Origin of the sequence: Kribbella sp. CA-293567 (assembly GCF_027627575.1) — a bacterium.
GTDB lineage: Bacteria > Actinomycetota > Actinomycetes > Propionibacteriales > Kribbellaceae > Kribbella.
The window spans coordinates 3149655-3174311 of record NZ_CP114065.1 but is presented as its reverse complement, the minus strand read 5'-3'; the positions used below and the strand labels follow the sequence as shown (position 1 = coordinate 3174311).

Annotated in this window: 22 protein-coding genes; 3 read left to right on the top strand and 19 right to left on the bottom strand. The window is 69.9% G+C overall.

Translation table 11 applies throughout. The features are described 5' to 3' along the window. Positions 1–159: 159 nt before the first annotated feature. Together OX958_RS14990 and OX958_RS14985 are read left to right on the top strand one after the other, a co-directional pair. Positions 160–1623: a C39 family peptidase gene (locus tag OX958_RS14990; protein ID WP_270138201.1), complete on the top strand. Its 1464-nt coding sequence runs from the start codon at positions 160–162 to the stop codon at positions 1621–1623. 4 nt (positions 1624–1627) lie between these two features. Further along, a complete protein-coding gene (locus OX958_RS14985) occupies positions 1628–2815 on the top strand; it encodes a hypothetical protein (protein WP_270138199.1) in 1188 nt (395 codons plus the stop codon). A gap of 158 nt (positions 2816–2973) precedes the next feature. Here OX958_RS14985 and OX958_RS14980 read toward each other — a convergent pair whose 3' ends face one another. After that, complete coding sequence (locus tag OX958_RS14980; protein WP_270138197.1) at positions 2974–3591, bottom strand: HAD family hydrolase; 618 nt, start codon at positions 3589–3591, stop codon at positions 2974–2976. Between the two features lie 9 nt (positions 3592–3600). Beyond that, positions 3601–4809, bottom strand: a complete 1209-nt coding sequence (locus OX958_RS14975) for an MDR family MFS transporter (RefSeq protein ID WP_270138195.1) — start codon at positions 4807–4809, stop codon at positions 3601–3603. Between the two features lie 94 nt (positions 4810–4903). Here OX958_RS14975 and OX958_RS14970 point away from each other — a divergent pair, with 94 nt between their 5' ends. Further along, on the top strand, positions 4904–5896 hold the full coding sequence (locus tag OX958_RS14970) for an ArsR/SmtB family transcription factor (protein WP_270138193.1): 993 nt from the start codon (positions 4904–4906) through the stop codon (positions 5894–5896). 4 nt (positions 5897–5900) lie between these two features. Here the strand turns inward: OX958_RS14970 and OX958_RS14965 are convergent, their stop codons facing one another. The 17 genes from OX958_RS14965 to pyrR all read right to left on the bottom strand — a co-directional run bounded on the left by OX958_RS14965 (position 5901) and on the right by pyrR (position 24588). Next, positions 5901–7940, bottom strand: coding sequence for a primosomal protein N' (locus OX958_RS14965; protein ID WP_270138191.1), 2040 nt, complete (start codon positions 7938–7940; stop codon positions 5901–5903). Positions 7941–8075: 135 nt separating this feature from the next. After that, positions 8076–9269 carry a methionine adenosyltransferase gene (metK, locus tag OX958_RS14960; protein ID WP_270138189.1) on the bottom strand — a complete coding sequence of 398 codons (1194 nt, stop codon included), beginning with the start codon at positions 9267–9269 and terminating at the stop codon, positions 8076–8078. Positions 9270–9564: 295 nt separating this feature from the next. Beyond that, a complete protein-coding gene (locus OX958_RS14955) occupies positions 9565–10710 on the bottom strand; it encodes a winged helix DNA-binding domain-containing protein (protein WP_270138187.1) in 1146 nt (381 codons plus the stop codon). Between the two features lie 49 nt (positions 10711–10759). Next, on the bottom strand, positions 10760–12004 hold the full coding sequence (coaBC, locus tag OX958_RS14950) for a bifunctional phosphopantothenoylcysteine decarboxylase/phosphopantothenate--cysteine ligase CoaBC (RefSeq protein ID WP_270138185.1): 1245 nt from the start codon (positions 12002–12004) through the stop codon (positions 10760–10762). Between the two features lie 12 nt (positions 12005–12016). Then, positions 12017–12322: a DNA-directed RNA polymerase subunit omega gene (gene rpoZ, locus OX958_RS14945; RefSeq protein ID WP_164593232.1), complete on the bottom strand. Its 306-nt coding sequence runs from the start codon at positions 12320–12322 to the stop codon at positions 12017–12019. A 4-nt stretch (positions 12323–12326) separates the two neighbouring features. Next, complete coding sequence (gene gmk, locus OX958_RS14940; protein ID WP_442913277.1) at positions 12327–13058, bottom strand: guanylate kinase; 732 nt, start codon at positions 13056–13058, stop codon at positions 12327–12329. 5 nt (positions 13059–13063) lie between these two features. Continuing rightward, the gene (gene mihF / locus OX958_RS14935; protein ID WP_026163363.1) at positions 13064–13378 is read right to left on the bottom strand and encodes an integration host factor, actinobacterial type; all 315 of its coding nucleotides are present in this window, start codon (positions 13376–13378) and stop codon (positions 13064–13066) included. Positions 13379–13696: 318 nt separating this feature from the next. After that, positions 13697–14071, bottom strand: coding sequence for a hypothetical protein (locus tag OX958_RS14930; RefSeq protein ID WP_270138180.1), 375 nt, complete (start codon positions 14069–14071; stop codon positions 13697–13699). 94 nt (positions 14072–14165) lie between these two features. Continuing rightward, entirely contained in the window at positions 14166–14516 is a 351-nt protein-coding gene (locus OX958_RS14925) for a hypothetical protein (RefSeq protein ID WP_270138178.1), read from the bottom strand. 173 nt (positions 14517–14689) lie between these two features. Beyond that, the gene (gene pyrF, locus OX958_RS14920; protein ID WP_270138176.1) at positions 14690–15526 is read right to left on the bottom strand and encodes an orotidine-5'-phosphate decarboxylase; all 837 of its coding nucleotides are present in this window, start codon (positions 15524–15526) and stop codon (positions 14690–14692) included. Positions 15527–15543: 17 nt separating this feature from the next. Further along, positions 15544–16596: a quinone-dependent dihydroorotate dehydrogenase gene (locus OX958_RS14915; protein WP_270138174.1), complete on the bottom strand. Its 1053-nt coding sequence runs from the start codon at positions 16594–16596 to the stop codon at positions 15544–15546. Then, on the bottom strand, positions 16596–20108 hold the full coding sequence (gene carB, locus OX958_RS14910; protein ID WP_270138172.1) for a carbamoyl-phosphate synthase large subunit: 3513 nt from the start codon (positions 20106–20108) through the stop codon (positions 16596–16598). Before carB ends, OX958_RS14915 begins: the two co-directional genes overlap by 1 nt. Next, positions 20108–21238 carry a glutamine-hydrolyzing carbamoyl-phosphate synthase small subunit gene (gene carA / locus OX958_RS14905; RefSeq protein ID WP_270138170.1) on the bottom strand — a complete coding sequence of 377 codons (1131 nt, stop codon included), beginning with the start codon at positions 21236–21238 and terminating at the stop codon, positions 20108–20110. The genes carB and carA overlap by 1 nt, the downstream gene beginning before the upstream one ends. Beyond that, positions 21235–21732 carry a PH-like domain-containing protein gene (locus tag OX958_RS14900; RefSeq protein WP_270138168.1) on the bottom strand — a complete coding sequence of 166 codons (498 nt, stop codon included), beginning with the start codon at positions 21730–21732 and terminating at the stop codon, positions 21235–21237. The genes carA and OX958_RS14900 overlap by 4 nt, the downstream gene beginning before the upstream one ends. Continuing rightward, positions 21729–23021 carry a dihydroorotase gene (locus OX958_RS14895; protein ID WP_270138166.1) on the bottom strand — a complete coding sequence of 431 codons (1293 nt, stop codon included), beginning with the start codon at positions 23019–23021 and terminating at the stop codon, positions 21729–21731. The genes OX958_RS14900 and OX958_RS14895 overlap by 4 nt, the downstream gene beginning before the upstream one ends. Next, on the bottom strand, positions 23018–23965 hold the full coding sequence (locus OX958_RS14890; RefSeq protein ID WP_270138164.1) for an aspartate carbamoyltransferase catalytic subunit: 948 nt from the start codon (positions 23963–23965) through the stop codon (positions 23018–23020). The genes OX958_RS14895 and OX958_RS14890 overlap by 4 nt, the downstream gene beginning before the upstream one ends. Further along, positions 23962–24588 (bottom strand): bifunctional pyr operon transcriptional regulator/uracil phosphoribosyltransferase PyrR, encoded by a 627-nt coding sequence (pyrR, locus tag OX958_RS14885; protein WP_270138162.1) that lies wholly within the window; start codon positions 24586–24588, stop codon positions 23962–23964. Before pyrR ends, OX958_RS14890 begins: the two co-directional genes overlap by 4 nt. Positions 24589–24657 lie beyond the last annotated feature (69 nt).

The window sequence follows — 24657 nt, the reverse complement described above, 5'->3', positions numbered from 1 at the left end:
GGGGACCCGGCAAGTCTAGTGGTCATCGCGCCGGCCCCGAGCCGACCGCCTCCAGTCGCTGACAGCGACCACCCCCCTCCACATTGTTGCCATCAGCACGTACTGTGGTCCCAGGCGTACCTACAGTCACTGCCGTCACACGCCCAACGGGAGACACAAATGCCCACAGCGACACGGGGGGCAGCCGGCCTGATCCTGCTCGGTGCCCTGCTCGCCCAAGCTCCATCGGCCGCCGCGCGCGTGCCATCCGAACCGTCGTACTCCGGAGCGGACACCACCCCTTCCCAGCTGCCCAGTACGACGCCGAGCGCAGCGCCCTCCGCGGTACCGACGACGACACCTACCAGCGGACCGGCCGGAGACCCTGCCGGGGAACCGACGATCGCGCCCGAGCCCGACCCGACCGCGCCGGACGACCAGGAGCCGTCCGGTGACCCGGTCGCCGAGCCGCCGGCGGCGAAGTCGTGGACCGAGGTCGTCCAGGAAGTGATCCGCACCTCGCCGGACTCGTCGATGCTGCGAGCAACCGCTCTCGCCGACCAGAGCAAGCAGGTGATGCGCTGCTTCAAGCTCGAGACCGAGAAGTACTGCCTCGGTCTGGGCTTCGTCGACAAGCTGCCCAGCGGCGCTCAGTTCACCGAGATGACCGCCACGTCCGAGACCTCCGGTGACACCGAGCGCGCGTCGTCCGATCAGGACATCGCGACCGGCGCCCTGAGCCCGGCTGCCTTCGTGACCGAAAGGTCCTCCCTCTCGGACGGTGCTCGCCTCGATGCGGAACTGGAGGAGATGCAGTCCGCTTGGGACGGCCGCGACAAGGCCCGTGCGCTGCGTGAACTCGATCTCCCGGCGAGCGCCTCGGACCCCGCCGACCCTGAGCAGGCGCCGGCCGAGCCGGGCGCGGCGACGAGCCCCTCGGCGGATGCCACGGCGGCTCCGGCTGCCACCCCGACGGCGACCCCCACCGTGACTCCGACCCCTACCTCGACCCCGACCGCTCCGGAGCGGTCCACGCCGACCGCGCCCGGGACGCCGAAGCCGAAGCCGCCGGTCTCGAAGCCGCCGGTGAAGCTGCCGTCGTCGGCGTACATCATGAAGGGTTTCCAGACCTCGCAGGACAAGGGCTACTGGTGTGGTCCGGCCACCTTGCAGGCGATCGACTGGGCCGACGACCGGCAGAAGGACACCCAGGCGTCCTGGGCCAAGGACCTCGGCGCGACCACGTCGGGGACCGCGATCTCGGCGCTGGTCAAGCAGACCAACCTGAAGACCGACTGGGACCTGGCGGCGGGCAAGTACATCGTCCAGAGCGTCGGTCACTGGAACACCCAGAAGTTCTTCGCCGTCCACAAGAGCCACCTCGGCGACGGCAAGCCGGCCCCGGTGATCGAGCACGTCCAGCTGCTCAAGCGGTATTTCCCGTACCTCGCCTTCAACCACAGCGGGCACTACCAGGTCGGGCGCGGGTACGACGCCAAGAAGGGCACCATCGGCATCTTCGAGGTGTTCAACGAGCGTCGTTTCAACAGCCGCGGCAACGTCACCGACGGGCCGAAGAACATCCCGGCCTCGGCGTTGTTCAACGCCACCCTGGCCAACCAGTTCAAGAACATCGGGCTGTAGGCGGATGCGTCCGTCGAAGCTGCTCGGCCCGGTGGCCGTGGTCGCCGGGCTGGCCCTGCTCGCCAGTGCCTGCTCCTCCGGTCAGCCGGAGAGCGCTCCACCAGACTCGCCGACGACCACCGGTACGCCGGGCGCCAGCCAGACCCCGGCGGGACCGGGCAGTACGCCGAGCTCGCCGACCCCCAGCGTTCCGCCGACCCCGGCCGGTCCACCCAGCTTCACCAAGATCCTGAAGCAACCGGTCGACGGCCAGCACATCGTCACCCAGCACCGCAAGTACCTCGTCACCCGTGGCAGCGACGAGGCCGGCACCACGACGGTGACGGACCGGGCCAGCAAGCGGACCGTCGTCAAGCACGTGCCGCCGGCCGGGTTCGTGGCCCAGTCGCCGGTGGTGATCGACGACCGCTGGGCGTTGATCGAGGAGATCCGGGACAACGGTCCGAGTCCGCAGATCCGGGCGTACCGCTATGACCTGACCACGGGCAAGAGCGTCGATCTGGCGGCCCAGAGAGCGCTTCCTCCCATCTCCGAGCCGGAGATCGGCGCGGCCGGCGGCACGTTCGCCTACAGCAGCACCGACGCCAAGCGCCGTTCCTGCCTGGTGGTCGCCGAGCTGGCGACGCTGAAGGCACGGACCGTGAGTTGCGTGGCCGATCCCGGCTACTTCGCCGATCCGGTCGTCTCGAGCGACTCGGTCACGTTCAGCGAGATCACCGCGCCACAGACGGCGAGACGGTGCAAACGGCTGCTCACTGCGCCGCTGGCCGGCGGTGCGGCCGGTCCGGTGGTAGCCGCGAAGAACTGCATCCAGTGGAGCGGGGCCTCGTTGCGTGGGGCAACCGTTTGGTCGGAGGTCGGCGCCTCGGACCCCGACCAGTACCAGAGCACCGGCTATGTCCGGGAGAAGGCCGGTGCCACGGTGCGCTCGATCGGGCCGATCGTCACCGACACCATCGTTGCTTGCGGCAACTGGATTCACTGGGAGGTGCGCACCGTCACCGAGGGGGTGGAGCGCTTCCAGCTCCAGCGCTGGCAGCCCGGTATCGCCCGCCCGCAACGCGTCTACGCCACTCCCCCGGATGCTGCCATCACTCCGGCGACCTGCCAGGACGGCAGCCTCATCTTCGAGGTCGCCCACCTGGGCGCCGGTGCCAAGTACACCGAAGCGCTGGCCGTCACCACCACCTGACCTCGCCGCCCGTGACCCCCGCCGCACCTGACCCGGCGGCACTGACCTCGCCGCCCCTGACCTCCCCGCCGAGGTCGGTGGCCCGGTCGCGGGCGGGCAGATCAGCGGGCCCGCGGTGCGCCGTCAGACGGGCAGGTCAGCGGGCCGGCGGTCTGCCGTCAGACGGGCAGACCGCGGGCTCTGAGCTGGGCGCGGAGGGTGTTGGCGTCGGTGAAGACCTCGGCATCGAGGCCGGCCGCGCGGGCCGCCACGACGTTGTAGTCCTTGTCGTCGGTGTAGAAGCTGCGGGCCGGGTCGAGCTGGTAGCGCTCGATCAGGATCCGGTAGATCTTCTCGCCCGGCTTCACCGTCTGCTCGGTGCCGGAGACGACCTCGCCGGTGAAGCCGGTGAGGATCGGGAACGACTCCTTCGCGACCTCCCACTTCTCCGCCGAGAAGTTCGTCAGCGCGTACGTCGGGATGCCCTGCTCACGGAGCTCGGTGATCAGCTCCGCGGTGCCCTCGATCAACCCCTTGGCCATCTTCAGCCAGCCGGTGTCGTACGCCGCGATCCACTCCGCGTGCTCGGGATGCAGCGAGCTGAGCTCGCTGACCGCCTCCGCCCAGGTCCGGCCGGCGTCCTGCTCCGCGTTCCACTCGGGCGTCGCGACGGTGGTCAGGAAGTGCTCGCGCTGCGCGGCATCCGGGATCAGCTCGTGGTAGAGGTAGTCGGGGCTCCAGTCCAGCAGCACTCCGCCGATATCGAACACCACATCGTCAATGCTCCGCTCGGTCATACCGCCACCCTAGGTGGCAGGTTGAGTTCGCTGTACTGCGCTGTTCGCCTCGGCGCGGGCCTGCAGGGCCGGGGCCAGTGCCAGCTGGCCGGCGAAGAGCAGGGCACCGAGCACGGCGCAGCCGATCCAGACCGTGGCGCTGCCGGCGTGCTCGAGCGTGTTCGTGCCGAGCAGCGGCCCGACGACGCTGCCGAGGCCGAACGACATGCTCCCGGCCAGCCCCAGATAGCCACCGCGCAGGTCGACCGGGGCAAGGTCGGCGAGGACCGCGCCGATCACGGCCGCGAACCCGATCTCGCCGACCGTCCAGACCACCACCGACAGCGCGTAGCCCCACCAGCTGTGCACCACTGCGCCGAGCCCGAAGCCCACGCCGACGATCAGCATCGACCCGGCCAGCAGTTTCGGCCGGTCGAGTGCGGCCAGCCGCCGGTTCACGAACGGCTGCACCAGCACGATCACGACCCCGTTCAGCCCGATCACCAGCCCGTACGTCGAGCTCGGCAACCCGTCGCCGGCCATCGCCAGCGGCAGTGTCGAGTAGCCCTGGAAGTAGATCGTCGCGTAGCCGATCTGGAGCAGGATCATCAGCAGGAAGGTGGTGTCCCGCAGCGCGACCGGCAGCAACCGGCGGCGTGGCCCTTCGTCGAGCACCGGCCGGGTCTCGGGCACCATCCGCCAGATCACCAGCGCGGCGGCGACCGACGTACCGGCGTTGATCCAGAACAGCCAGTTGTAGCCGATCCCCGCGAGCACGCCCGCGCTGACGGTGGAGACGGAGAAGCCGAGGTTGATCGCCCAGAAGAGCAGCCCGTACGCGCGAACGCGCTCTCTCGGCTGCAGCAGGTCGGCCACCGTCGCCTGCACCGCGGGCCGGAACAGGTCGCCCATCAGGCCGACCACGAAGGCCGCCGCCCAGATCGTCCCCATCGACCGCGCCGAGCCGAGCAGGATCAGCGCTGCTGCCGTACCGAAGAAGCCGATCAGCATCGTCCGGCGACGGCCGAACCGGTCGGACAACCAGCCACCGACGAGCTGCGAGACCACCGACCCGACACCGACCGCAGCGGCCACGGCACCCGCCGTACCGGCCGAGAGCTGGCGGTCCTGGGTCAGGTAGAGCACCAGGAAGGGCTGGACGAAGCTGCCGAGCCGGTTGATCAGCTGGCAGACCCACAGGGCCCAGAAGGCGCGTGGCAAGCGCGGTGCGTCGTTCATGGCTCCAACTGTCGAGCGGTGGGCGCGGCCTGTCGAACATTAGGCGGAGAACTAATCCTTTCGCCCGTACGCCGCCCCCACTAGGGTCGGACAGGTGATCACCCTGAGGCTGGGCAGCGAGGACGTGAGCCGGATCCGGTTCGCCTTCTCGCCGGTCTGGGAGACAGTGACGAGCATCCGGGCGCTGAGCAACAGTACGGCGAGCAGCGTGCACGGGCCCTGGCTGCGCAAGGTCCGGCCGCTGCTGGAGAAGCACGACCTCTCGTTGCTCAAGGCCCTTGTTCCACCGGTCAGCTACATTCCCGACTTCATCACCCCGGCGCCACCCCGCCGCTCCACCAGCTTCGAGTCAGGTCTCGCCGCGATCGCCGCCACTCCTCTGCCCCTCGTCGTCGCCGAGCTGACCAAGCTGCACGAGGACACTCCACACCCGCTGCTACCGGAGCTGATCGCCAAGCCCACCGTGGCACTCGACCGGCTCACCTCGGCGCTCGACGCCTACTGGCGGCTGGCGATCGAGCCGGACTGGCGCCGGATGCGGGCGCTGCTGCAGGAGGATCTCGCCTTCCGGCTGGAGGAACTGGCCGGCGGTGGGATGGGACGCGTACTTCGCAATCTCCACCCATCAGTGCGCTTCTGCGGCGACCGCATCGAGATCGACCGTCCGTACTGCTGCGACGGCGAACCGCTGCCCGGTCAGGGCTTGCTGCTCGTCCCCTGCGTCTTCACCTGGCCGGCCGCCCTGCCGGTGACCGGAGCCCCGCACGTTCCGACGATTACCTACCCGCCACGCGGCCTCGGCCGGCTCTGGGACAGCCAGGATGACGTCAGCGGGTCGCCGCTGGCCGAGCTCGTCGGCAGGACCCGCGCAGCGATCGTCAGCCACCTCGACCTGCCGATGTCGACCACTCACCTGGCCCACCAACTCGGCGTTTCCGCACCCACCTTGAGCGTCCACCTGGGCATTCTGCGCAACGCGGGGGTGGTCGACTCCCGCCGCGACGGCCGCACGGTCCTCTACTCGCGGACCTCACTGGGCAACCAACTGCTGGCCGCGTCCCGCCCAGCGACGTTGGCTCTGACCTAGCCGCTCAGCCGAAGGAGGCAGGGTCGACCTGTACGCGCACGGAGCCCGGCAGCTTCTTGGTACTCCGCGCTGCCTGCCCTTCCTTCAGTGCCCGGGCGAGACTCGCCCCGGCCACCCGCGGAGTTCGCAGGACGGCGCGTGCGGTTTCGTCGTCGATCGCCACCGGACCGAGAACATCCAACCCTGCTTGAGGATCCATCACCTGCCGCACCCGCGCGACCAGATCGGAGACCGCGTCCATAGGCCCGGTCAACTCGGCGAGCTTCGCGGCCGGCGCCAGCCGCGCAGTACGCCGCTCCTCCAGTTCCCGCGCCGCGAAACCCTCCGGACTCCACCTGACCACGGCTTGCAAAGGCGTGGCCGAAGGCTCACCCACCATGATCACCGAGCCGCCAGACCTGGCCGGGCGCACCAGGGCCACCGCGTTGAACCACCGCCGTACCGCCTCTTCCGGTGCCCGGAGATCCGGCCGAGCGAGCAGCAGCCAGGTGTCGAGCAGCAGGGCGGCGCTGTAGCCACCAGCGGCGACCGGCTCCGCGCCCGGGGTCGTGACGATCAAGGCGGGCTCGCCTGAGACGGTGTCCAGCATGTTGTCGCCGCCCGAGGTCCGAACGATGACCCCGGGAAAGGCGCGGCCTAGCTCTTCGGCGGTCCGGCGGGCTCCCACGATGGCGGCCCGCATCCGGGTGTCACCGCACTCGGGACAGCGGTGATCCGCCGCAGGTCGACCGCACACACTGCAACTCGGCGGCCCTGCACCCTCGGTTCGCCGAAGTGTGCCGCCGCAGGTGGAGCAGCGTGACGGTGCACGACAGGTTTGGCAGACCAGGCTCGGCAGGTAGCCCGCCCGGGGAACCTGCACCAGCACGGGGCCTGTCTTCAGTCCCTCGCGAGCGACCTCGAACGCACGGTGCGGAAGCCGTGCGGCCCGCGCCGCCGGGTCCCGGGCGAGGTCGGTGTCGGTCTCTCCGGTGATGTGCACCGCAGGCGAGGCCGCCCGGACGACCGTGCGATCCGCGATCAGCTCACCGGCCCAGCCGGACTCGATCAACGCGGCGGTCTCGGCCGACCGCGCAAACCCGCCCATGATGGCGGCGCACTTCTGCCGGTGGGCGCGCAGCAGCAGCACCTCGCGGGCATGCGAGTAGGGGGCGCGCGGCTCGGCGTACGAGTCGTCGCCGTCGTCCCACAGCGCCACCAGACCGAGATCCGCGACGGGTGCGAAAGCCGCGGCACGGGTGCCGATCACCACGCGGGTGCAGCCACGCACAGCAGCAAGGAACGCCCGGTACCGCGCTGTGGGGCCGAGGTCGGCGGAGAGGGTGACGAAACCGTCTGGCCCGAGCACCGCGGTACAGGCTGCGGCCAGTCGCTCGAGATCGCGGGCGTCCGGTGCGAGCAGCAAGGCGCCACGACCGGACGCTGCGCAGACGGCAGCGGCCTGGGCGAAGGCCAGCGCCCAATCGGCTCCCGGTACGGCGGTCCAGATGGCCCGCGGCGCCTCGGCCCGGGTCAAGGCGTCGAGGAATCCTCCCGCTTGGGGGTACGGCGCCCACTCCGAGCGGGAGGTCGAAGCCGCCGGGCGGACGGGCTGCGTGCACTTCAGTGCCTCCGCTTCGACCTTCGCGAGCCGGGGCGGGACGGCCAGCCGGGTCACATCGGCGAAGACTCCGGCGTACCGGTCGGCGACGGCCCGGCAGAGGTCGGCGATCTCGGGCGTCAGCACCTGCTCGGGCGAGACCACCTTGCGGATCCGGGCCAGCTTGCCCTCGTGCTCGGAGGACTCCAGTCGCTCCAGCACGAACCCGTCGAGGTCCTTGCCCGCGAACCGGACCTTGACCCGGGTGCCGGGCTGCGCCGCGTCGGCGAGGTCGTCGGGCACCAGGTAGTCGAACGGCCGGTCCAGGTGCGGCAGTGGCATGTCGACCGCGATCCGGGCCACCGGCAACTCCGAGGTGATCCCGGCCGGCGTCTTGGTCCGTGAACGCCGAACGGTCTCGCGCAGCAACGTCAACTGCTCCGGTGAGTCCCCGTTGGATGCCACCTGGGAACTCTAGTCGGGCGAGACGACGTCCCGCCGCACCCTGTGGATATGTCACCAGTGGTGGGTTCGGACAGCAAGCGGCGACCTTGAACAGGAAATAACTTGTTCAAGGTCGCCGGATGGTGTTCGAGGTGACTACTTGCTGACGGCAGCCTTCAGCGCCTCGACGCGGTCCGTCCGCTCCCAGGTGAAGTCCTCACCCGTGCGGCCGAAGTGGCCGTTGCGCGCGGTCTGCGCGTAGATCGGGCGGAGCAGGTCCAGGTCGCGGATGATCGCGGCCGGGCGCAGGTCGAAGACCTCCAGCACCGCGTCGCTGATCTGGTCGACCGGGACCGTCTCGGTACCGAAGGTGTCGACGTAGAAGCCGACCGGAGCCGCCTTGCCGATCGCGTACGCGACCTGGCACTCGGCCCGCGCGGCCAGGCCGGCGGCGACGATGTTCTTGGCGACCCAGCGCATCGCGTACGCCGCCGAGCGGTCGACCTTCGACGGGTCCTTGCCGGAGAAGGCGCCGCCACCGTGGCGGGCCATCCCGCCGTAGGTGTCGATGATGATCTTGCGGCCGGTCAGCCCGGCGTCACCCATCGGGCCGCCGATCTCGAACCGGCCGGTCGGGTTGACCAGCAGCCGGTAGTCGGTCGAGTCGATGTCGAACTGCTCGAGCACCGGGTCGACGACGTGCTTCTTCACGTCCGGCGTCAGCATCGAGTCCAGGCTGATGTCGGCGGCGTGCTGGCTGGAGACCACCACGGTGTGGATCCGGACCGCCCTGTCACCGTCGTACTCGACCGTGACCTGGGTCTTGCCGTCCGGGCGCAGGTACGCCATCGTGCCGTCCTTGCGGACCTCCGACAGCCGCGCCGACAACCGGTGCGCGATGGTGATCGGCAGCGGCATCAGCTCGGGCGTCTCGTTCGACGCGTAGCCGAACATCAGGCCCTGGTCGCCGGCGCCCTGCAGGTCGAGCTCGTCGGACGACGACTCCGACCGGTTCTCGTAGGCGGTGTCGACGCCCTGCGCGATGTCGGGCGACTGGCTGCCGATCGCGACCGTGACGCCACAGGACGCGCCGTCGAAGCCCTTCAGCGACGAGTCGTAGCCGATCTCGAGGATCCGGTCCCGGACGATCCCGGGAATGTCCACGTACGCCGACGTGGTGACCTCGCCGGCCACCACCACCAGCCCGGTGGTGACCAGGGTCTCCACCGCCACCCGGCTCTTCGGGTCTTCGGCCAGCAGTGCGTCGAGGATCGAGTCGCTGATCTGGTCAGCGATCTTGTCGGGATGACCCTCGGTCACCGACTCGGACGTGAAAAGGCGCCGTGCCACGGATTCTCCTTGGAATTCCTCGTCTGCCACCCGGCAGGGGAAGGTCGTTCCCCCACCCGCGCACCGCACCCCGCGACGCTGTGGGGAAGTATGCCAGCAGTTCCGTTCACCAGGCCGGAAAATGCGCTGAAATGCCCATTTACCGAGACAGTGTGCTCACATCGTGAACACTGCCGCGTAAAACGAACGAGTAATTCATCCCACAATGGACTAAGGTGAGCCTTTCCTAAACAGCAGGTCCGGCATGGCGAGCACGGTCTGCAACTCGTCCGCGCCCAGGATTTCGAACTGGGATCTAGGCGTGCGGGCCCACGCTGACTTCTCCAAGGGTCAGTTGCGGCTGGGCGTTGCTGATCTCGCCGAGGCGTTCGGCTTCGGCGTCGAGCTGTTCGAGTTGGCGGGGTCGGAGATCACCGAGGGTCTCGACCGTGAGGCGAAGCTTGCGGCCGCTGCGGCGTTGGTGCCAGACCCCGGCGACGATGCCGTCGACGAGAAGCAATGGATAGTTGCCGGCCTGTCCCCGGGCGAGAGCGCGATCCCAGGCCTTGCCGGGGAAGAGCAGTTCGCGCGGGTGGCTGCCGACGCCGTACGCGTCGAAGTAGGGAAGCAGCCGGACTCCGCGCGCACGATCGGCGGTGAACTCGGTGTCGCCCCGGAGCAGCCAAGCGGGACGATCGTCGACCAGCACCTTCTCCAGTTCGTCCGCCAGCCGGGTGAACAGCTTGGCCGTGGCCGTCGGCGAGACGCTGAGCCATTTGGCGAAGTGCTGCGACGTCGCCGGCCCGTACGACCACAGGAACCGCCGTACCAGGTCGCTGAGCGCGCTCTCCGAGCTCACGGCTTCGAACGGGGCGAAGCGATGCGGGTTGGTATAGGTCGTGTTCCGGCCACGGTTCGGGCCATAACAGAGGACTCCGGCGTTCGCGGCAGCCGAGATCGCCTGCCGCCAGCGCGGCCAGTAGCCCTGGAAGGCCGGCATCACCAGGTCGCCCGCCCACGAACCGGTCCGCCCGATCACCTCGTCACTGAGCTCGTCCACGGTCAGGTCGTCCTCGGCCAGCGCGTCCCCGACCGCGGCGATCACCTGCGCGGTCTGCTCCGGAGTCATCCGCATCGCGGGCGACGCCGACGAGACGGGACCCGGCAGAGCCGACAGCGCCGCCACCCAACTGGCCAGCTCGTCGGTCGGCAGCAGGTGAACGGTCCCCCTCGGCCCGAACGTCTTCACCAGACTCCGGTCGCCCCACAGAGCCTGCTGGACGTGCTCCCGGGTTCCACCCTCCAGCCGCAACGCGACCGAGATCTCGGCGGCCGACAACACCTGAGCATGAGCCCCGGCCATCCCCCGTACGACGTCCGTCGGCGTCCCCGTCGCGGGAACGTTCAGGTGGTGCCTCGTCATCCGTCGTGCGACGACGGCCTGCCAGCTCACGGACTTCATGAGAGGAGGCTAGAAGCAACAGCGGTCAGGAACTGACCTAGGCGGCAGCTCAGTGCCAGTGGGTGGCGACCAGGTTCCAGATGACGCCGGCCAGGGCGTCCTTGCTGCCTGACGGCACCGGGAGGGCAGCACCGGCGCGGTCGAGGATGACGGCCTCGTTCACGTCGCTGCCGAAGACCTTGCCGCCGGAGACGTCGTTCACGACCAGCAGGTCGCAGCCCTTGCGCTCCAGTTTGGCCCGGCCGAGATCCAGCACGGTGTGGTCGGCGTCGCCGGTCTCGGCGGCGAATCCGACGATCACCTGGTCGGCGCGGCGGCGCTCGTGCGAGATGGTGGCGAGGATGTCGGGGTTCTCGATCAGGCTGACGGCGGGCACCGAGCCGTCGCCGGTCTTCTTGATCTTGTGCTCGGCGACGTCGGCCGGGCGGAAGTCCGCCGGAGCGGCCGCCATCACGATCGCGTCGGCGTCCCCGGCGCGGCCGGTGATCTCGTCGTACAGGTCGCGGGTGCTGGTCACCTGGACGACCTGGACGCCCGCCGGGTCGGCGAGCTCGGAGTTGGCGGCGACCAGAGTGACCTTCGCGCCCCGGGCGGCCGCGATCCGGGCCAGCGCGTAGCCCTGCTTGCCGGACGACGAGTTGCCCAGGTAGCGGACCGGGTCGAGGTGCTCACGGGTGCCACCCGCGCTGATCAGGACGTTCTTGCCGGTCAGATCGGCCACCGACTGGCCCGCGGCGCGCGCGGCGTGGTCGGCCAGCATCAGCTGGCTGATCGCGAAGATCTCCGACGGCTCGGGCAGCCGGCCACGGCCGGTGTCGGAGCCGGTCAGCCGCCCGACGGCGGGGTCGAGCACGGTGATTCCGCGCGACCGCAGGGTCTCCACGTTGGCCTGGGTGGCCGGGTGCTCCCACATCTCGGTGTGCATCGCCGCCGCGAACAGGATCGGGCAGCGGGCCGTCAGCAGGGTGTTGGTCAGCAGGTCGTCAGCCAGCCCGTGGGCGGCCTTGGCGATCAGATTGGCGGTCGCGGGCGCGACGACCACGAGGTCCGCGCCCTTGCCGATCCGGACGTGCGGCACCTCGTGAACCTCGTCGAACGGGTCCGCCGTCACCGGATGGCCCGACAGCGCCGCCCAGGTGGCGGCGCCGACGAACTCCAGGGCGGCCGCGGTCGGCACCACCCGGACACTGTGTCCGGACTCGGTCAACCGGCGGAGCAGATCGCAGACCTTGTACGCCGCGATCCCGCCGCCGACGCCGAGCACCACCGACGGCCGCTGCCCCGTTGTCGTCATGGAGCGAAGGTACTAGGACTTCTCCGCGGCGGCCGCGGCGGCTTCCGCCTCGGCCTCGGGGTCGATGTCCGTGCAGGTCAGCACGCCGTCGTTGATCTCGCGCATCGCGATCGACAGCGGCTTCTCCTGGACGTGGGTCTCGACCAGCGGTCCGACGTACTCCAGCAGGCCTTCGCCGAGCTGGGAGTAGTAGGCGTTGATCTGCCGCGCCCGCTTGGCCGAGTACAGCACCAGCTTGTACTTCGAGTCGGTGTGGGTGAGCAGGTCGTCGATCGGCGGCGAGGTGATGCCGATGGCGACGGGCTGGTTGCCAGACAAAATGTCAGCTCTTTCCAGAGATGTTGGGTGATCGAATCAACTTTACCAACTGATCGGCCGCTTCCCGAACCGACGCGTTCACGATCGTCACGTCGAACTCCTTCTCGGAGGCCAGTTCGAGGGTCGCGGTCTCCAGCCGGCGCTCCCGCTCCTCGGCCGTCTCGGTCCCCCGGCCGACCAGCCGGCGGACCAGTTCGTCCCAGCTCGGCGGGGCCAGGAAGACGAAATGTGCCTCCGGCATCGTCTCGCGGACCTGCCGGGCGCCCTGCAGATCGATCTCCAGCAGCGCCGGCCGACCGGCCGCCAGCTTGTCCAGTACCGGCTGCCGGGGGGTCCCGTACCGGGCCGCCTTGTGCACCACGGCCCACTCGAGCAGCTCGTCGGCGGCGATCATCCGGTCGAACTCGTCGTCGGAGACGAACAGGTAGTGCACGCCGTGCGTCTCGCCGGGCCGCGCCTTGCGGGTGGTCGCCGACACCGAGATCCAGATGTCGGGGAACCGCTCCCGGATGTCGGCCGCGACCGTGCCCTTGCCGACCGCCGTGGGACCGGCCAGCACGGTCAGCCGGGCTCCACCGGTCTCCCGGTCCCCGTCCTGGGTGCCGTCTGTGGAACCGTGCTGAGCGTCCCGGGCACTGTCGGTGGAACCGTTCCCCGTGGCCACGTCTGTCTCCAGCTCACTCGGCTTCGGCGCACTCGACGCCAGTTCGGTCGAGGTCAGCTCAGTCTGCATCATCGGCGTCACTCCGCGAACTCACGCATCAGCGCCGCGATCTGGTTGGTCCCCAGACCCCGGACCCGGCGGGTCTCGGAGATCCCGGCCCGCTCCATGATCTGCTGCGCCCGGACCTTGCCGACGCCCGGGACACACTGCAGCAGCGCGCTGACCCGCATCTTGCCGATCACGTCGTTGGTCTGCCCCTCGTGCAGCACCTCCGTAGGCGATGCCCCCGAGTGCCGGATCCGGTTCTTGATCTCCGCACGCTCACGCCGTGCGGCAGCGGCCTTGTCCAGAGCGGCCGCGCGTTGCTCCGGAGTCAAAGAAGGAAGTGGCACCGTCTCACCTGTCCCGTTGTGTGTCTTCGCAGGTGAACCTAGCCAAACACGCCCTCCGACAGCAAACAACACACCAAGCGGAGACGACCGGTCCGGATCACAGTCAGCGGTCGCACCGTCGCCGATCCGGGCGCCGGCTGTCGCGCTGGGTGAGGATGAGGCGCGGGCCCGCGGGCCCGCGGACACCTGGCGAAGGCGTCAGGTGAGATCGACGTCACCGTCGTACGGCCGCGCGATCGGACGTTCCCCTCGGCGCCGGACCGTGGTCGCCGGCCGGGTGAGAGTTGCCAAAGGCAACATCAGCGGCCGGCCCGGCGGTCAGCTCAGGTTCGGGATCTCCACCTTGCAGGCGTCCTTCGCCTGGGTCGCGATCGCCTTGTACGCCGTGGTGACGGCGCCGAGCTGCCGGCTCAGCCGGGCCAGCTCGATCTCGTTCGTTCCGGCCTGCTGGGCCTTTTCGGCGAAGGCCGCAACCACCTTCCAGTCGTCCTTCACCTCGGCCGGCGCGCTCTCCTGCAGCTTCTTCGCGTCGTCGAGCAGCTTGGCGTAGTCCGCCGGTACCTGCGGATCGACGTTCGTCGCGGCGGCGGCGAAGCCGGCCAGGTCGACGCAGTAGGCCTGCTCTTCGGTACAGGCGGTCAGTCCGGCGGCCGCGAGCAGGATCGTCGCGGTCAGCACAGCGGTACGGCGCATCTGGGTTCTCGGCTTTCGGGGGGAACAGCGGTCGGAGAGGGTCACGGTACCGGCCGGCCCCAAAGGACCGGCCGGCGGTGGCCGTCGGCGAAGCTCAGGCGCCGAGGGTGATCTGGCAGGTGTCCTTGGCCTGCTTGGTGATCGCCTCACCGGCGGTCACCAGCTTCGGCCCGGCCTCCTTGCCCAGCTCCGCGAGCTTCGCCTGGTCGCCGTTGGCGTCCTTGGCCTTGGCCAGGTACTCGTTCATGACCTTCCAGTCATCCTTCAGGTCGTCCGGCGCCGACTTCGACAGCTTCTTCGCCTCGTCGGTGAGCTTCTCGACGGCCTCTTTGTCCTTCAGGTCCTTCAGGTTCTTCGACGTCTCCGCGTAGCTCTTCAACTCGCCGCAGTAGTCGCCGCCCGAGCAGGCCGTCAGAGTGCCGACGCCCATTGTCACTACCGCCACGAGGGCCGCAACCTTGCGCATTCCAGTCCTAACTGTTGCCGCGGGAAGACTCGCTCTTCCCGTCCTCGGCAACCCTGGCGAACGGCAGGGTCATCCGGCCCCGCGCGACGCCGTGAGGAAGCTCCCACGGCCCAGCTGGAACCGGCTCGCGACCTGTCGCGTCGCAGCCCCGGTCAGTACCCCAGGACCGTCCGGAAGGCATCGTTGGCGCGCTCGGCGGCGGCCCGCAGCGAGGCATCGTCCGGACCGGCGCCGAGGATCTCACGAGAGCTCGCCGGTACGACGTCGCGCACCGCCGCCCCGAAGACCTCGGCCAGCCCCTCGGCGGTGCCACCCTGGGCCCCGAGACCCGGCGCGAGCAGCGGACCGCGGATGTCCAGGTTCTCCCCCGTCGACTTGATCGTCGCGCCGACCACGGCCCCGAACGAGCCGAGATCGTCGGCATCGGCGTTGAGGTCCCGCAATCCGTCAAGCACCGCACCGGCGACGGTCGGCCCGGCAACCGTCCGGGCGGACTGGAACTGCGGCCCCTCCGGGTTGGACGTCAGAGCCAGCACGAACAGACCGGCTCCGGCCTCTCGTGCCTCGTCGATGGCCGGCTGCAGCGACCCGAACCCGAGGTACGGGCTGACCGTCAGCGCGTCACAGGCCAGCGGTCCCTTCTCCGCCAGGTACGCCGACGCGTACCCGGCCATCGTCGACCCGATGTCGCCGCGCTTGGCATCGATGATCACCAGGGCACCAGCTTCGCGAAGCCTGATCGTCGCCTGCTCCAGGACGGCGATCCCGGCCGAGCCGAACCGCTCGAAGAAGGCCGACTGCGGCTTGAAGACCGCGACGTGCTCGGCCAGCGCGTCGACGACGCCGTACGTGAAGGCGGCCAGGCCCTCCGCGGTGTCGGGCAGCCCCCACTGGTCGAGCAGATGGGAGTGCGGGTCGATGCCCACACACAGCGGACCACGCTGGTCCATCGTCGCCCGCAGGCGGGACCCGAACGGCTTGTTCTGCATGGGGAGATCACGCTCTCTCATCGGGAGGCCAGCAGGCGGTTGGTGCGGCGGACGAGGCCGGGGCCCCGGTAGATCAGGCCGGAGTACAACTGGACGAGGCTGGCGCCGGCGTCGAACAGCCGGGCCGCGTCGTCGGGGTCGAGGACACCGCCGACCCCGATGATCGGCAACGCGCCGCTGGTGCTCGCGTTGATCCGGGCAACGGTCTTGGCGGAGATCTCGGTCAGTGGCGCGCCGGACAGACCGCCGGCCTCACCGGCCAGCCGCTGGTCGCCGGCCGCCAGCCCGTCGCGGCCGATGGTCGTGTTGGTGGCGATGATGCCGGCCACTCCGACGTCGGTGCAGACGCCGAGCAGTTCGTCGATCGCCTGCTCGGTCAGGTCCGGTGCGATCTTCACCAGGATCGGCTTCGGCTTGAGCCCGCCCGTGGTCAGCGCCGACGCCTCGGTGTGCAGCGCGGTCAGCAGTTCCCGGAGGTGACCCGAGTCCTGCAGTGAGCGCAGCCCCGGGGTGTTCGGTGAGCTGACGTTGACGGCGAAGTAGTCGCCGAAGCGGTAGAGCCGCCGCAGCGAGGTGACGTAGTCCCCCACCGCCTCCTCCAGCGGCGTCACCTTCGACTTCCCGATGCTGATACCCAGCGGATACCCGAGATCGCCGTACTGCGCCAGCCGGGTGGCCAGCGCGGCCGAACCCTCGTTGTTGAAGCCCATCCGGTTGATCACGGCTTCGCTCTCGACCAGCCGGAACAGCCGGGGCTTCTCGTTGCCCGGTTGCGGCTGCGCGGTCACCGTGCCGACCTCGACGAACCCGAATCCGAGGGCGCGCCAGGCCGGCAACGCCACACCGTTCTTGTCCATCCCCGCGGCCAGCCCGACCGGGCTCGGGAAGCGCACTCCGAAGACCGTGCGCTCCAAGGCGGCCGGCAGCGCGCCGTACGAGCGGGAGAGCGCGGGCACCGCCCCCGGGATGCGGCTCAGTCGCCGCAACCCGTGAAGCGTCTGCTCGTGCGCCACCTCGGCGTCGCCCCTGCCGAGGCGGTAGAGGACGGGCCGAATGAGCCGCTGATACATCAGCTCGCCGCCTGCGGCGGCGGTGAGGCGAGGGAAGGCGCAGACGCGGAACCCCCAGGCGCATTCGTGTCGCCGGCCGGCGCCGCCGGCGCAGGGGCGGAGCCCGCAGGCGCATTCGCGTCGCCGCCGGAGCTTGCGGGCGCATTCGTGTCGCCGGCGGAGCCTGCGGGCGCCGTCGGCGCCGTGCCGGCAGGCGCGTCCAACCCGCCGCGGATGCGGTTCGCCCAGTCCTGCAGTGAGCGCACTCCGATGTCACCTGCCTGCTGGGCTTCGATGCCCTGGACGGCGGCGCCCAGCCCTTGCACGGTGGTGATGCAGGGGATGTTGCGGGCGACGGCGGCGCTGCGGATCTCGTAGCCGTCGAGCCGGGGCGAGCCGTCCTTGGTGATCCCGATCGGGGTGTTGACGATCAGGTTGAGTTCGCCGTCCTGGACCATCTGGACGATCGTCGGCTCACCGTTCGGGCCCGGGCCCTGGCTGCTCTTGCGGACCGTGATCGCCTGGACGCCGTTGCGCCGCAGGACCTCGGCGGTGCCCTCGGTGGCGTAGATCTGGAAGCCCAGATCGGCCAGCCGCTTGACCGGGAAGATCATGTGCCGCTTGTCCCGGTTCGCGACCGACACGAACACCTTGCCCGACCCCGGCAGCGGCTGCGAGGCGCCGGCCTGCGACTTGGCGAACGCCGTCCCGAAGGTCTCGTCGATCCCCATCACCTCGCCGGTCGAGCGCATCTCCGGCCCCAGCACGGTGTCCACCGACGAGCCGTCGATGGTCCGGAACCGGTTGAACGGCATCACCGCTTCCTTCACCGCGATCGGCGTCGACGCGGGCAGCGTGCCGCCGTCACCGGTGGCCGGCAGCATGCCCTCGGCCCGCAGATCGGCGATCGTCGCCCCGAGCATCACCCGGGCGGCCGCCTTGGCCAGCGGGGTCGCGGTCGCCTTCGACACGAACGGCACGGTCCGGGACGCCCGGGGGTTGGCCTCCAGCACGTAGAGCACGTCACCGGCCAGGGCGTACTGGATGTTCAGCAGACCTCGTACGCCGATCCCGCGGGCGATCGCCTCGGTCGACTCGCGGATCTTCTGGATGTCGGCGCTGCCCAGGGTGATCGGCGGCAGCGCGCACGACGAGTCGCCGGAATGCACGCCGGCCTCCTCGATGTGCTCCATCACGCCCCCCAGGAACAGCTCGTTGCCGTCGAACAGCCCGTCGACGTCGATCTCCACCGCGTCGTCCAGGAACCGGTCGATCAGCACCGGGTGCTCCCAGTTCGCGGTCAGCGCGCCACCGCTGAGCCGCTCGAGCGCGGCGGTCAGCTCGGCGACGGAGTACACGATCTCCATCCCGCGGCCACCCAGCACGTACGACGGCCGGACCAGGACCGGGAAACCGATCTCGGCGGCGATCTCCTGGGCCTCGTCGAACGACATCGCGGTGCCGTGCTTCGGCGCCGGCAGCCCGGCCTCGTCGAGCACCTTGCCGAAGGCACCGCGCTCCTCGGCCAGGTGGATCGCCTCGGGCGACGTACCGACGATCGGTACGCCGGCGTCGGCCAGCCGCTGGGCCAGGCCGAGCGGCGTCTGGCCACCCAGCTGGACGATGACGCCGGCGATCGGGCCGGCCTGCAGTTCGGCGTACACGATCTCCAGCACGTCCTCGCAGGTGAGCGGCTCGAAGTACAGCCGGTCGGAGGTGTCGTAGTCGGTGGAGACCGTCTCGGGGTTGCAGTTGACCATGATCGTGCAGTAGCCCGCGTCGCGCAGCGCCATCGACGCGTGCACGCAGGAGTAGTCGAACTCGATCCCCTGGCCGATCCGGTTCGGGCCCGAGCCGAGGATCAGCACCGCGGGGGTCTCGCGCGGGGCGACCTCGGTCTCCTCGTCGTAGGAGGAGTAGTGGTACGGCGTCGCGGCGGCGAACTCGGCCGCGCAGGTGTCCACCGTCTTGAAGACCGGCCGGATCCCCAGCGCCTGCCGGACACCGCGGACGACGTCCTCGGTCAGGTCGCGGATCTCGGCCAGCTGCAGGTCGGAGAACCCGTGCCGCTTGGCCAGCCGGATCACGTCGGGCGTCAGCCGCGGCGCGGCCGCGACCTGGAGAGCGGTCTCGTGGATCAGGTACATCTGGTCCACGAACCACGGGTCGATCTTGGTGGCGTCGAAGATCTGCTCCGGCGTCGCACCGCCCCGGATCGCGTCCATGATCGTCCGCAGCCGGCCGTCGTGCGGGATCTTGATTGCCTCCAGCAACGGCTCCAGCTCGGTCGCGGGAGCGCCGAGCCAGGAGAACCGGGCCTCCGGCTTCTCCAGCGACCGCAGCGCCTTCTGCAGCGCCTCGGTGTAGTTGCGGCCGATCGCCATCGCCTCGCCGACGCTCTTCATGTGCGTGGTCAGCGTCGCGTCGGCGGCCGGGAACTTCTCGAACGCGAACCGCGGCACCTTGACCACGACGTAGTCCAGGGCCGGCTCGAAGCTGGCCGGGGTCTGCTGGGTGATGTCGTTCGGGATCTCGTCCAGGGTGTAGCCGATCGCCACCTTCGCGGCGATCTTGGCGATCGGGAAGCCGGTCGCCTTGGAGGCCAGCGCGGAGGACCGGGAGACCCGCGGGTTCATCTCGATCACGATCAGCCGGCCGTCGGCCGGGTTCACCGCGAACTGGATGTTGCAGCCGCCGGTGTCGACGCCGACCTCGCGGATGATGCCGATGGCAAGGGTCCGCATGGTCTGGTACTCGCGGTCGGTCAGCGTCATCGCCGGCGCGACGGTGACCGAGTCGCCGGTGTGCACGCCCATCGGGTCGACGTTCTCGATCGAGCAGATGATCACCACGTTGTCGGCCTTGTCGCGCATCACCTCCAGCTCGTACTCCTTCCAGCCGACGATCGACTCCTCGATCAGCACCTCGGTGGTCGGGCTGGCGGACAGGCCGGCGCCGGCGATCCGGCGCAGGTCGGCCTCGTCGTAGGCCATCCCCGAGCCGACGCCACCCATCGTGAACGACGGCCGGACGACCAGCGGGTAGCCGAGCTCCGCGGCGGCGCCGAGCACGTCGTCGATCGAGTGGCAGATCCGCGAGACCGCGGTCGAGGCACCCAGCTTCTCGACGATCTGCTTGAACGACTCCCGGTTCTCACCTCGCTGGATGGCGTCCACGGAGGCGCCGATCAGCTCGACGCCGTACTTCTCCAGAACGCCGTTCTCGTGCAGCGAGATCGCCGTGTTCAGCGCGGTCTGGCCGCCCAGGGTGGCGAGCAGGACGTTCGGGCGCTCCTTCTCGATCACCTTCTCCACGTACTCCGGCGTGATCGGCTCGACGTAGGTCGCGTCGGCGAACTCCGGGTCGGTCATGATCGTGGCCGGGTTGGAGTTCACCAGGATGACCCGGAACCCCTCCTCCTTGAGCACCCGGCAGGCCTGGGTGCCGGAGTAGTCGAACTCGCAGGCCTGACCGATCACGATCGGGCCGGAGCCGATCACCAGCACCGAGTCGATGTCTGTACGGCGGGGCATCAGCTTTTCTCCATCAGCTCTACGAAGCGGTCGAACAGGTAGGCCGAGTCGTGCGGCCCGGCGGCTGCCTCTGGGTGGTACTGGACCGAGAAGGCGACGGTCTTCCCGTCCTTGCCGGTCAGCTTGAGCCCTTCGACGACGTTGTCGTTGAGCGATACGTGGGTCACCTCGGCGATGCCGTACGGCGTCTCGACCAGTGCGTCCAGCGGCGCGTCGACGGCGAAACCGTGGTTCTGCGAGGTGATCTCCACCTTGCCGGTGGCGCGGTCGAGGACCGGCTGGTTGATGCCGCGGTGGCCGTACTTCAGCTTGAACGTGCCCAGCCCCAGCGCCCGGCCGAAGACCTGGTTGCCGAAGCAGATCCCGAAGTACGGGATCTCGCGGCCGAGCAGTTCCTTCAGCAGCGTGGTCGGGTGCTCGGTGGTCTCCGGGTCACCCGGGCCGTTGCTCATGAAGATGCCGTCCGGGTTCACCGCCAGGACGTCGGCCAGCGAGGCGGTGGCCGGCAGCACGTGCACCTCGATCCCGCGCTCGGCCATCCGCTTCGGCGTCATCGTCTTGATCCCGAGATCGAGGGCGACCACGGTGAACCGCTTCTCCCCCTCGGCCGGTACGACGTACGCCTCGGCGGTGGTGACCTCGTCGGCCAGGTCGGCGCCGGCCATCGCCGGCTGCTCGAGCACCTTGCGCAGCAGCACCTCGGGATCGAGGATCTCGGTCGAGATCCCGGCCCGCATCGCGCCGCGTTCGCGCAGGTGCCGGGTCAGCGCCCGGGTGTCGATCCCGGCGATGCCGACGATGCCCTGGCCCTTCAGCTGGTCGTCGAGACCGCGGGTGGCGCGCCAGTTCGACGAGACCCGGGCGGGGTCGCGGACGACGTACCCGGCGACCCAGATCTTCTGCGACTCGTCGTCCTCGTCGTTCACCCCGGTGTTGCCGATGTGCGGCGCGGTCTGGGTGACGATCTGGCGGTGGTACGACGGGTCGGTCAGCGTCTCCTGGTAGCCGGTCATCCCGGTGGTGAACACCGCCTCGCCGAAGGTCTCGCCGGTCGCCCCGTACGACGTACCGGCGAAGGCGCGGCCGTCCTCGAGGACCAGCAGCGCGGCTTGTGTGGCGGCCTGGCTCATTGCTCGGCTCCGATCAGGGTCGAGATGGATTCGGTCAGCGGGGCGGTGTCGGCCTTGCGGCGCGGGCGGAAGCCGGTGTCGAGTTCGCGGCCGTCGTGGGTCCAGGTGACCACCACCAGGCCGGAGGCCTCGGCGGTGACCTTGCCCGCGATCCCGCGGTCGGTCCGGACGCCGGTCAGCTGGTCGACGGGGATGAAGACGTCCGCCGCTCCCTGCCGGTGGAAGACCAGGCCGGCCTCGCTGACGGCCAGGTCCGCGGTACTGCGGACTCCGAGTTCGTGCACGGCGATCCGGTCCATCCAGTCGCCGGCGGTGGTGGTGGCGACGTACACGCCTTCGACGCCCTTCACCTTGCCGTCCGTGGCGGCGGGCACGGCCGGCAGCGGCGCCAGGCCGGCCTGCCGCGCCTGACGGTTGCGCCAGCCGCGGTACATGCCGAACCAGCCCACTCCGATGACGAGCAGGGTGCCGAGGACCCCCAGGACAGCCTTCACTTGGTGAGCTTCCCGTCCAGGACGGTCGGCTCGCCCCGCAGGAAGGTCGCCATCACCCGGCCCGGCAGCTTCATTCCGGCGAACGGCGTGTTCCGCGACAGCGACGCGGTCTCGGCCGGTACGACGGTGCGCTCGGCCGCCGGGTCGACCAGCACCAGGTTGGCGGGTGCGCCCGGCACCAGCGGCTGCCCGTGCTCGCTGATCTGGCCGATCACGGCCGGCCGGTGGCTCATCCGGTCGGCGAGGTCGGCCCAGGTCAGCAGCTTGGTGTCGATCATCGTGTGCTGGACCACCGAGAGAGCGGTCTCCAGCCCGGTCATGCCGAACGCCGCCGCGCTCCACTCGCAGTCCTTGTCCTCGACCGGGTGCGGCGCGTGGTCGGTGGCGACGATGTCGATGGTGCCGTCGGCCAGCCCTTCCCGGACCGCCTCGACGTCGGCCTGGGTGCGCAGCGGCGGGTTCACCTTGTAGACCGGGTTGTACGACGCCGCCAGGTCCTCGGTCAGCAGCAGGTGGTGCGGCGTGACCTCGGCGGTGACCTCGAGCCCGCGCCGCTTGGCGGCCCGGACGATCTCGACCGAGCCCTTGGTGGACAGGTGGCAGATGTGCAGCTTCGAACCGACGTGCGCGTTGAGCAGGATGTCGCGGGCGATGATCGACTCCTCGGCGACACTCGGCCAGCCGGTCAGTCCGAGGACGCCGGAGAGCGCTCCCTCGTTCATCTGGGCGCCCTTGGTCAGCCTCGGCTCCTGCGCGTGCTGCGCGATCGTGCCGCCGAAGGCCTTCACGTACTCGAGGGCGCGGCGCATCAGGGCGGCGTCCCAGACGCAGTCGCCGTCGTCGGAGAACACCCGGACCCGCGCGGCCGAGTCGGCCATCGCGCCCAGCTCGGCCAGTTGCGTGCCCTGCCGGCCGACCGTGACCGCGCCGATCGGGTAGACGTCGGCGTACCCGCCTTCGCGGCCGAGGCGCCAGACCTGCTCGACCACTCCGGCCGTGTCGGCCACCGGGTCGGTGTTGGCCATCGCGAAGACGGCGGTGAAACCGCCCATCGCCGCCGACCGGGTGCCGGTCAGCACCGTCTCGGCGTCCTCGCGGCCGGGCTCGCGCAGGTGGGTGTGCAGGTCGACCAGGCCGGGGAGCGCGATCTGGCCGGTCGCGTCGATGATCTCGACGCCCTCGGGCCGGGCCACGTCGTTGCCGACGGCCACGATCTCGCCGTTGTCGATCAGCAGGTCCGCCACCTCACCGCCGACGATGCGGGCTCCGGTGATCAGGTACGCGTTCACGCCTTGGGCTCCTCAGTGGGATTGGTATCGGTACTGCCCGAGAGCAGCAGGTAAAGCACGGCCATCCGGACCGCCACGCCGTTCGTGACCTGTTCGACGATCACCGAGCGGGTCGAGTCGGCGACCTCGGCGCTGATCTCCATCCCGCGGTTCATCGGGCCGGGGTGCAGCACGATCGCCTCGTCGGGCAACTGCGCCATCCGGTGCACGTCCAGGCCGTAGCGCCGGGTGTACTCGCGGGCGCTGGGGAAGAACGCCTCACCCATCCGCTCCCGCTGGACCCGCAGCATCATCACCGCGTCGCTCTTGGCCAGCGTGCCGTCCAGGTCGTACGACGTGGCGCACGGCCAGCTGGTCATGTCGACCGGCAGCAGCGTCGGCGGGGCGACCACCGTGACCTCGGCGCCCAGCGTCGAGAGCAGCAGCACGTTCGAACGGGCCACCCGGCTGTGCAGGACGTCGCCGACGATGGTGATCCGGCGGCCGTCGAGCGAGCCGAGGTGGCGGCGCATCGTGAACGCGTCCAGCAGCGCCTGGGTGGGGTGCTCGTGGGTGCCGTCGCCGGCGTTCACCACCGAGCCGTTCAGCCAGCCGGAGGTGGCCAGCAGGTGCGGGGCCCCGGACGACCCGTGCCGGCAGACCACCCCGTCGGCGCCCATCGCCTGCAGGGTCAGCGCGGTGTCCTTGAGGCTTTCGCCCTTGCTCACGCTGGAGCCCTTGGCGGAGAAGTTGATCACGTCGGCCGACAGCCGCTTGGCGGCCGCCTCGAACGAGATCCTGGTCCGGGTGGAGTCCTCGAAGAAGAGGTTGACCACCGTGCGGCCGCGCAGCGCGGGCAGCTTCTTGATCGGCCGGTCCGCCAGGCTGCGCATCTCTTCGGCGGTGTCGAGGATGAGATTGGCCTCGTCCCTGGACAGATCACCGGCACTCAGCAAGTGCTTCACTGCGCCACCTCCTGCTCGGCCGAGCCCTGCTTGGCCGGACGGCGCTCGGGCGCCGGCTTGTCCGCGATCACCACGGCGTCCTCCGCGTCGTACTCGGTCAGGTGCACCGTGACCCGCTCGGCCAGCGAGGTGGGCAGGTTCTTGCCGACGTAGTCCGCGCGGATCGGCAGCTCGCGGTGGCCGCGGTCGACCAGGACGGCCAGCTGGACCGCCTTCGGCCGGCCGATGTCGCCGATCGCGTCCAGCGCGGCCCGGATGGTGCGGCCGGAGAACAGCACGTCGTCGATCAGCACCACGACCTTGCCGTCGATCCCGCCGGGCGGGATGTCGGTGTGTTCCAGCGCGCGGGCCGGTTTGAGGCCGATGTCGTCGCGGTACATCGTCACGTCGAGTGACCCTGTGGGCACGCTCTGCCCTTCCACCGCCGCGATCCGTTCGGAGATCCGGGTCGCCAGCCCCACCCCGCGGGTGGGAATGCCGAGCAGCACCACCGGGTCGGCACCACGGTTGCGCTCGAGGATCTCGTGCGCGATCCGGGTCAGTGCCCGGGAAATATCGGAAGCATCCAGCACTGTGCGGGGCACGGCCTTGACTGCAGGCTCGGGTACCGAGGCAGGGCTCATCGCTACCGTTCCTCCTTTCCCGCCTCTCTGGACGGGTCTTTAAAGGACGTTCGGACCGCTTGACATCGT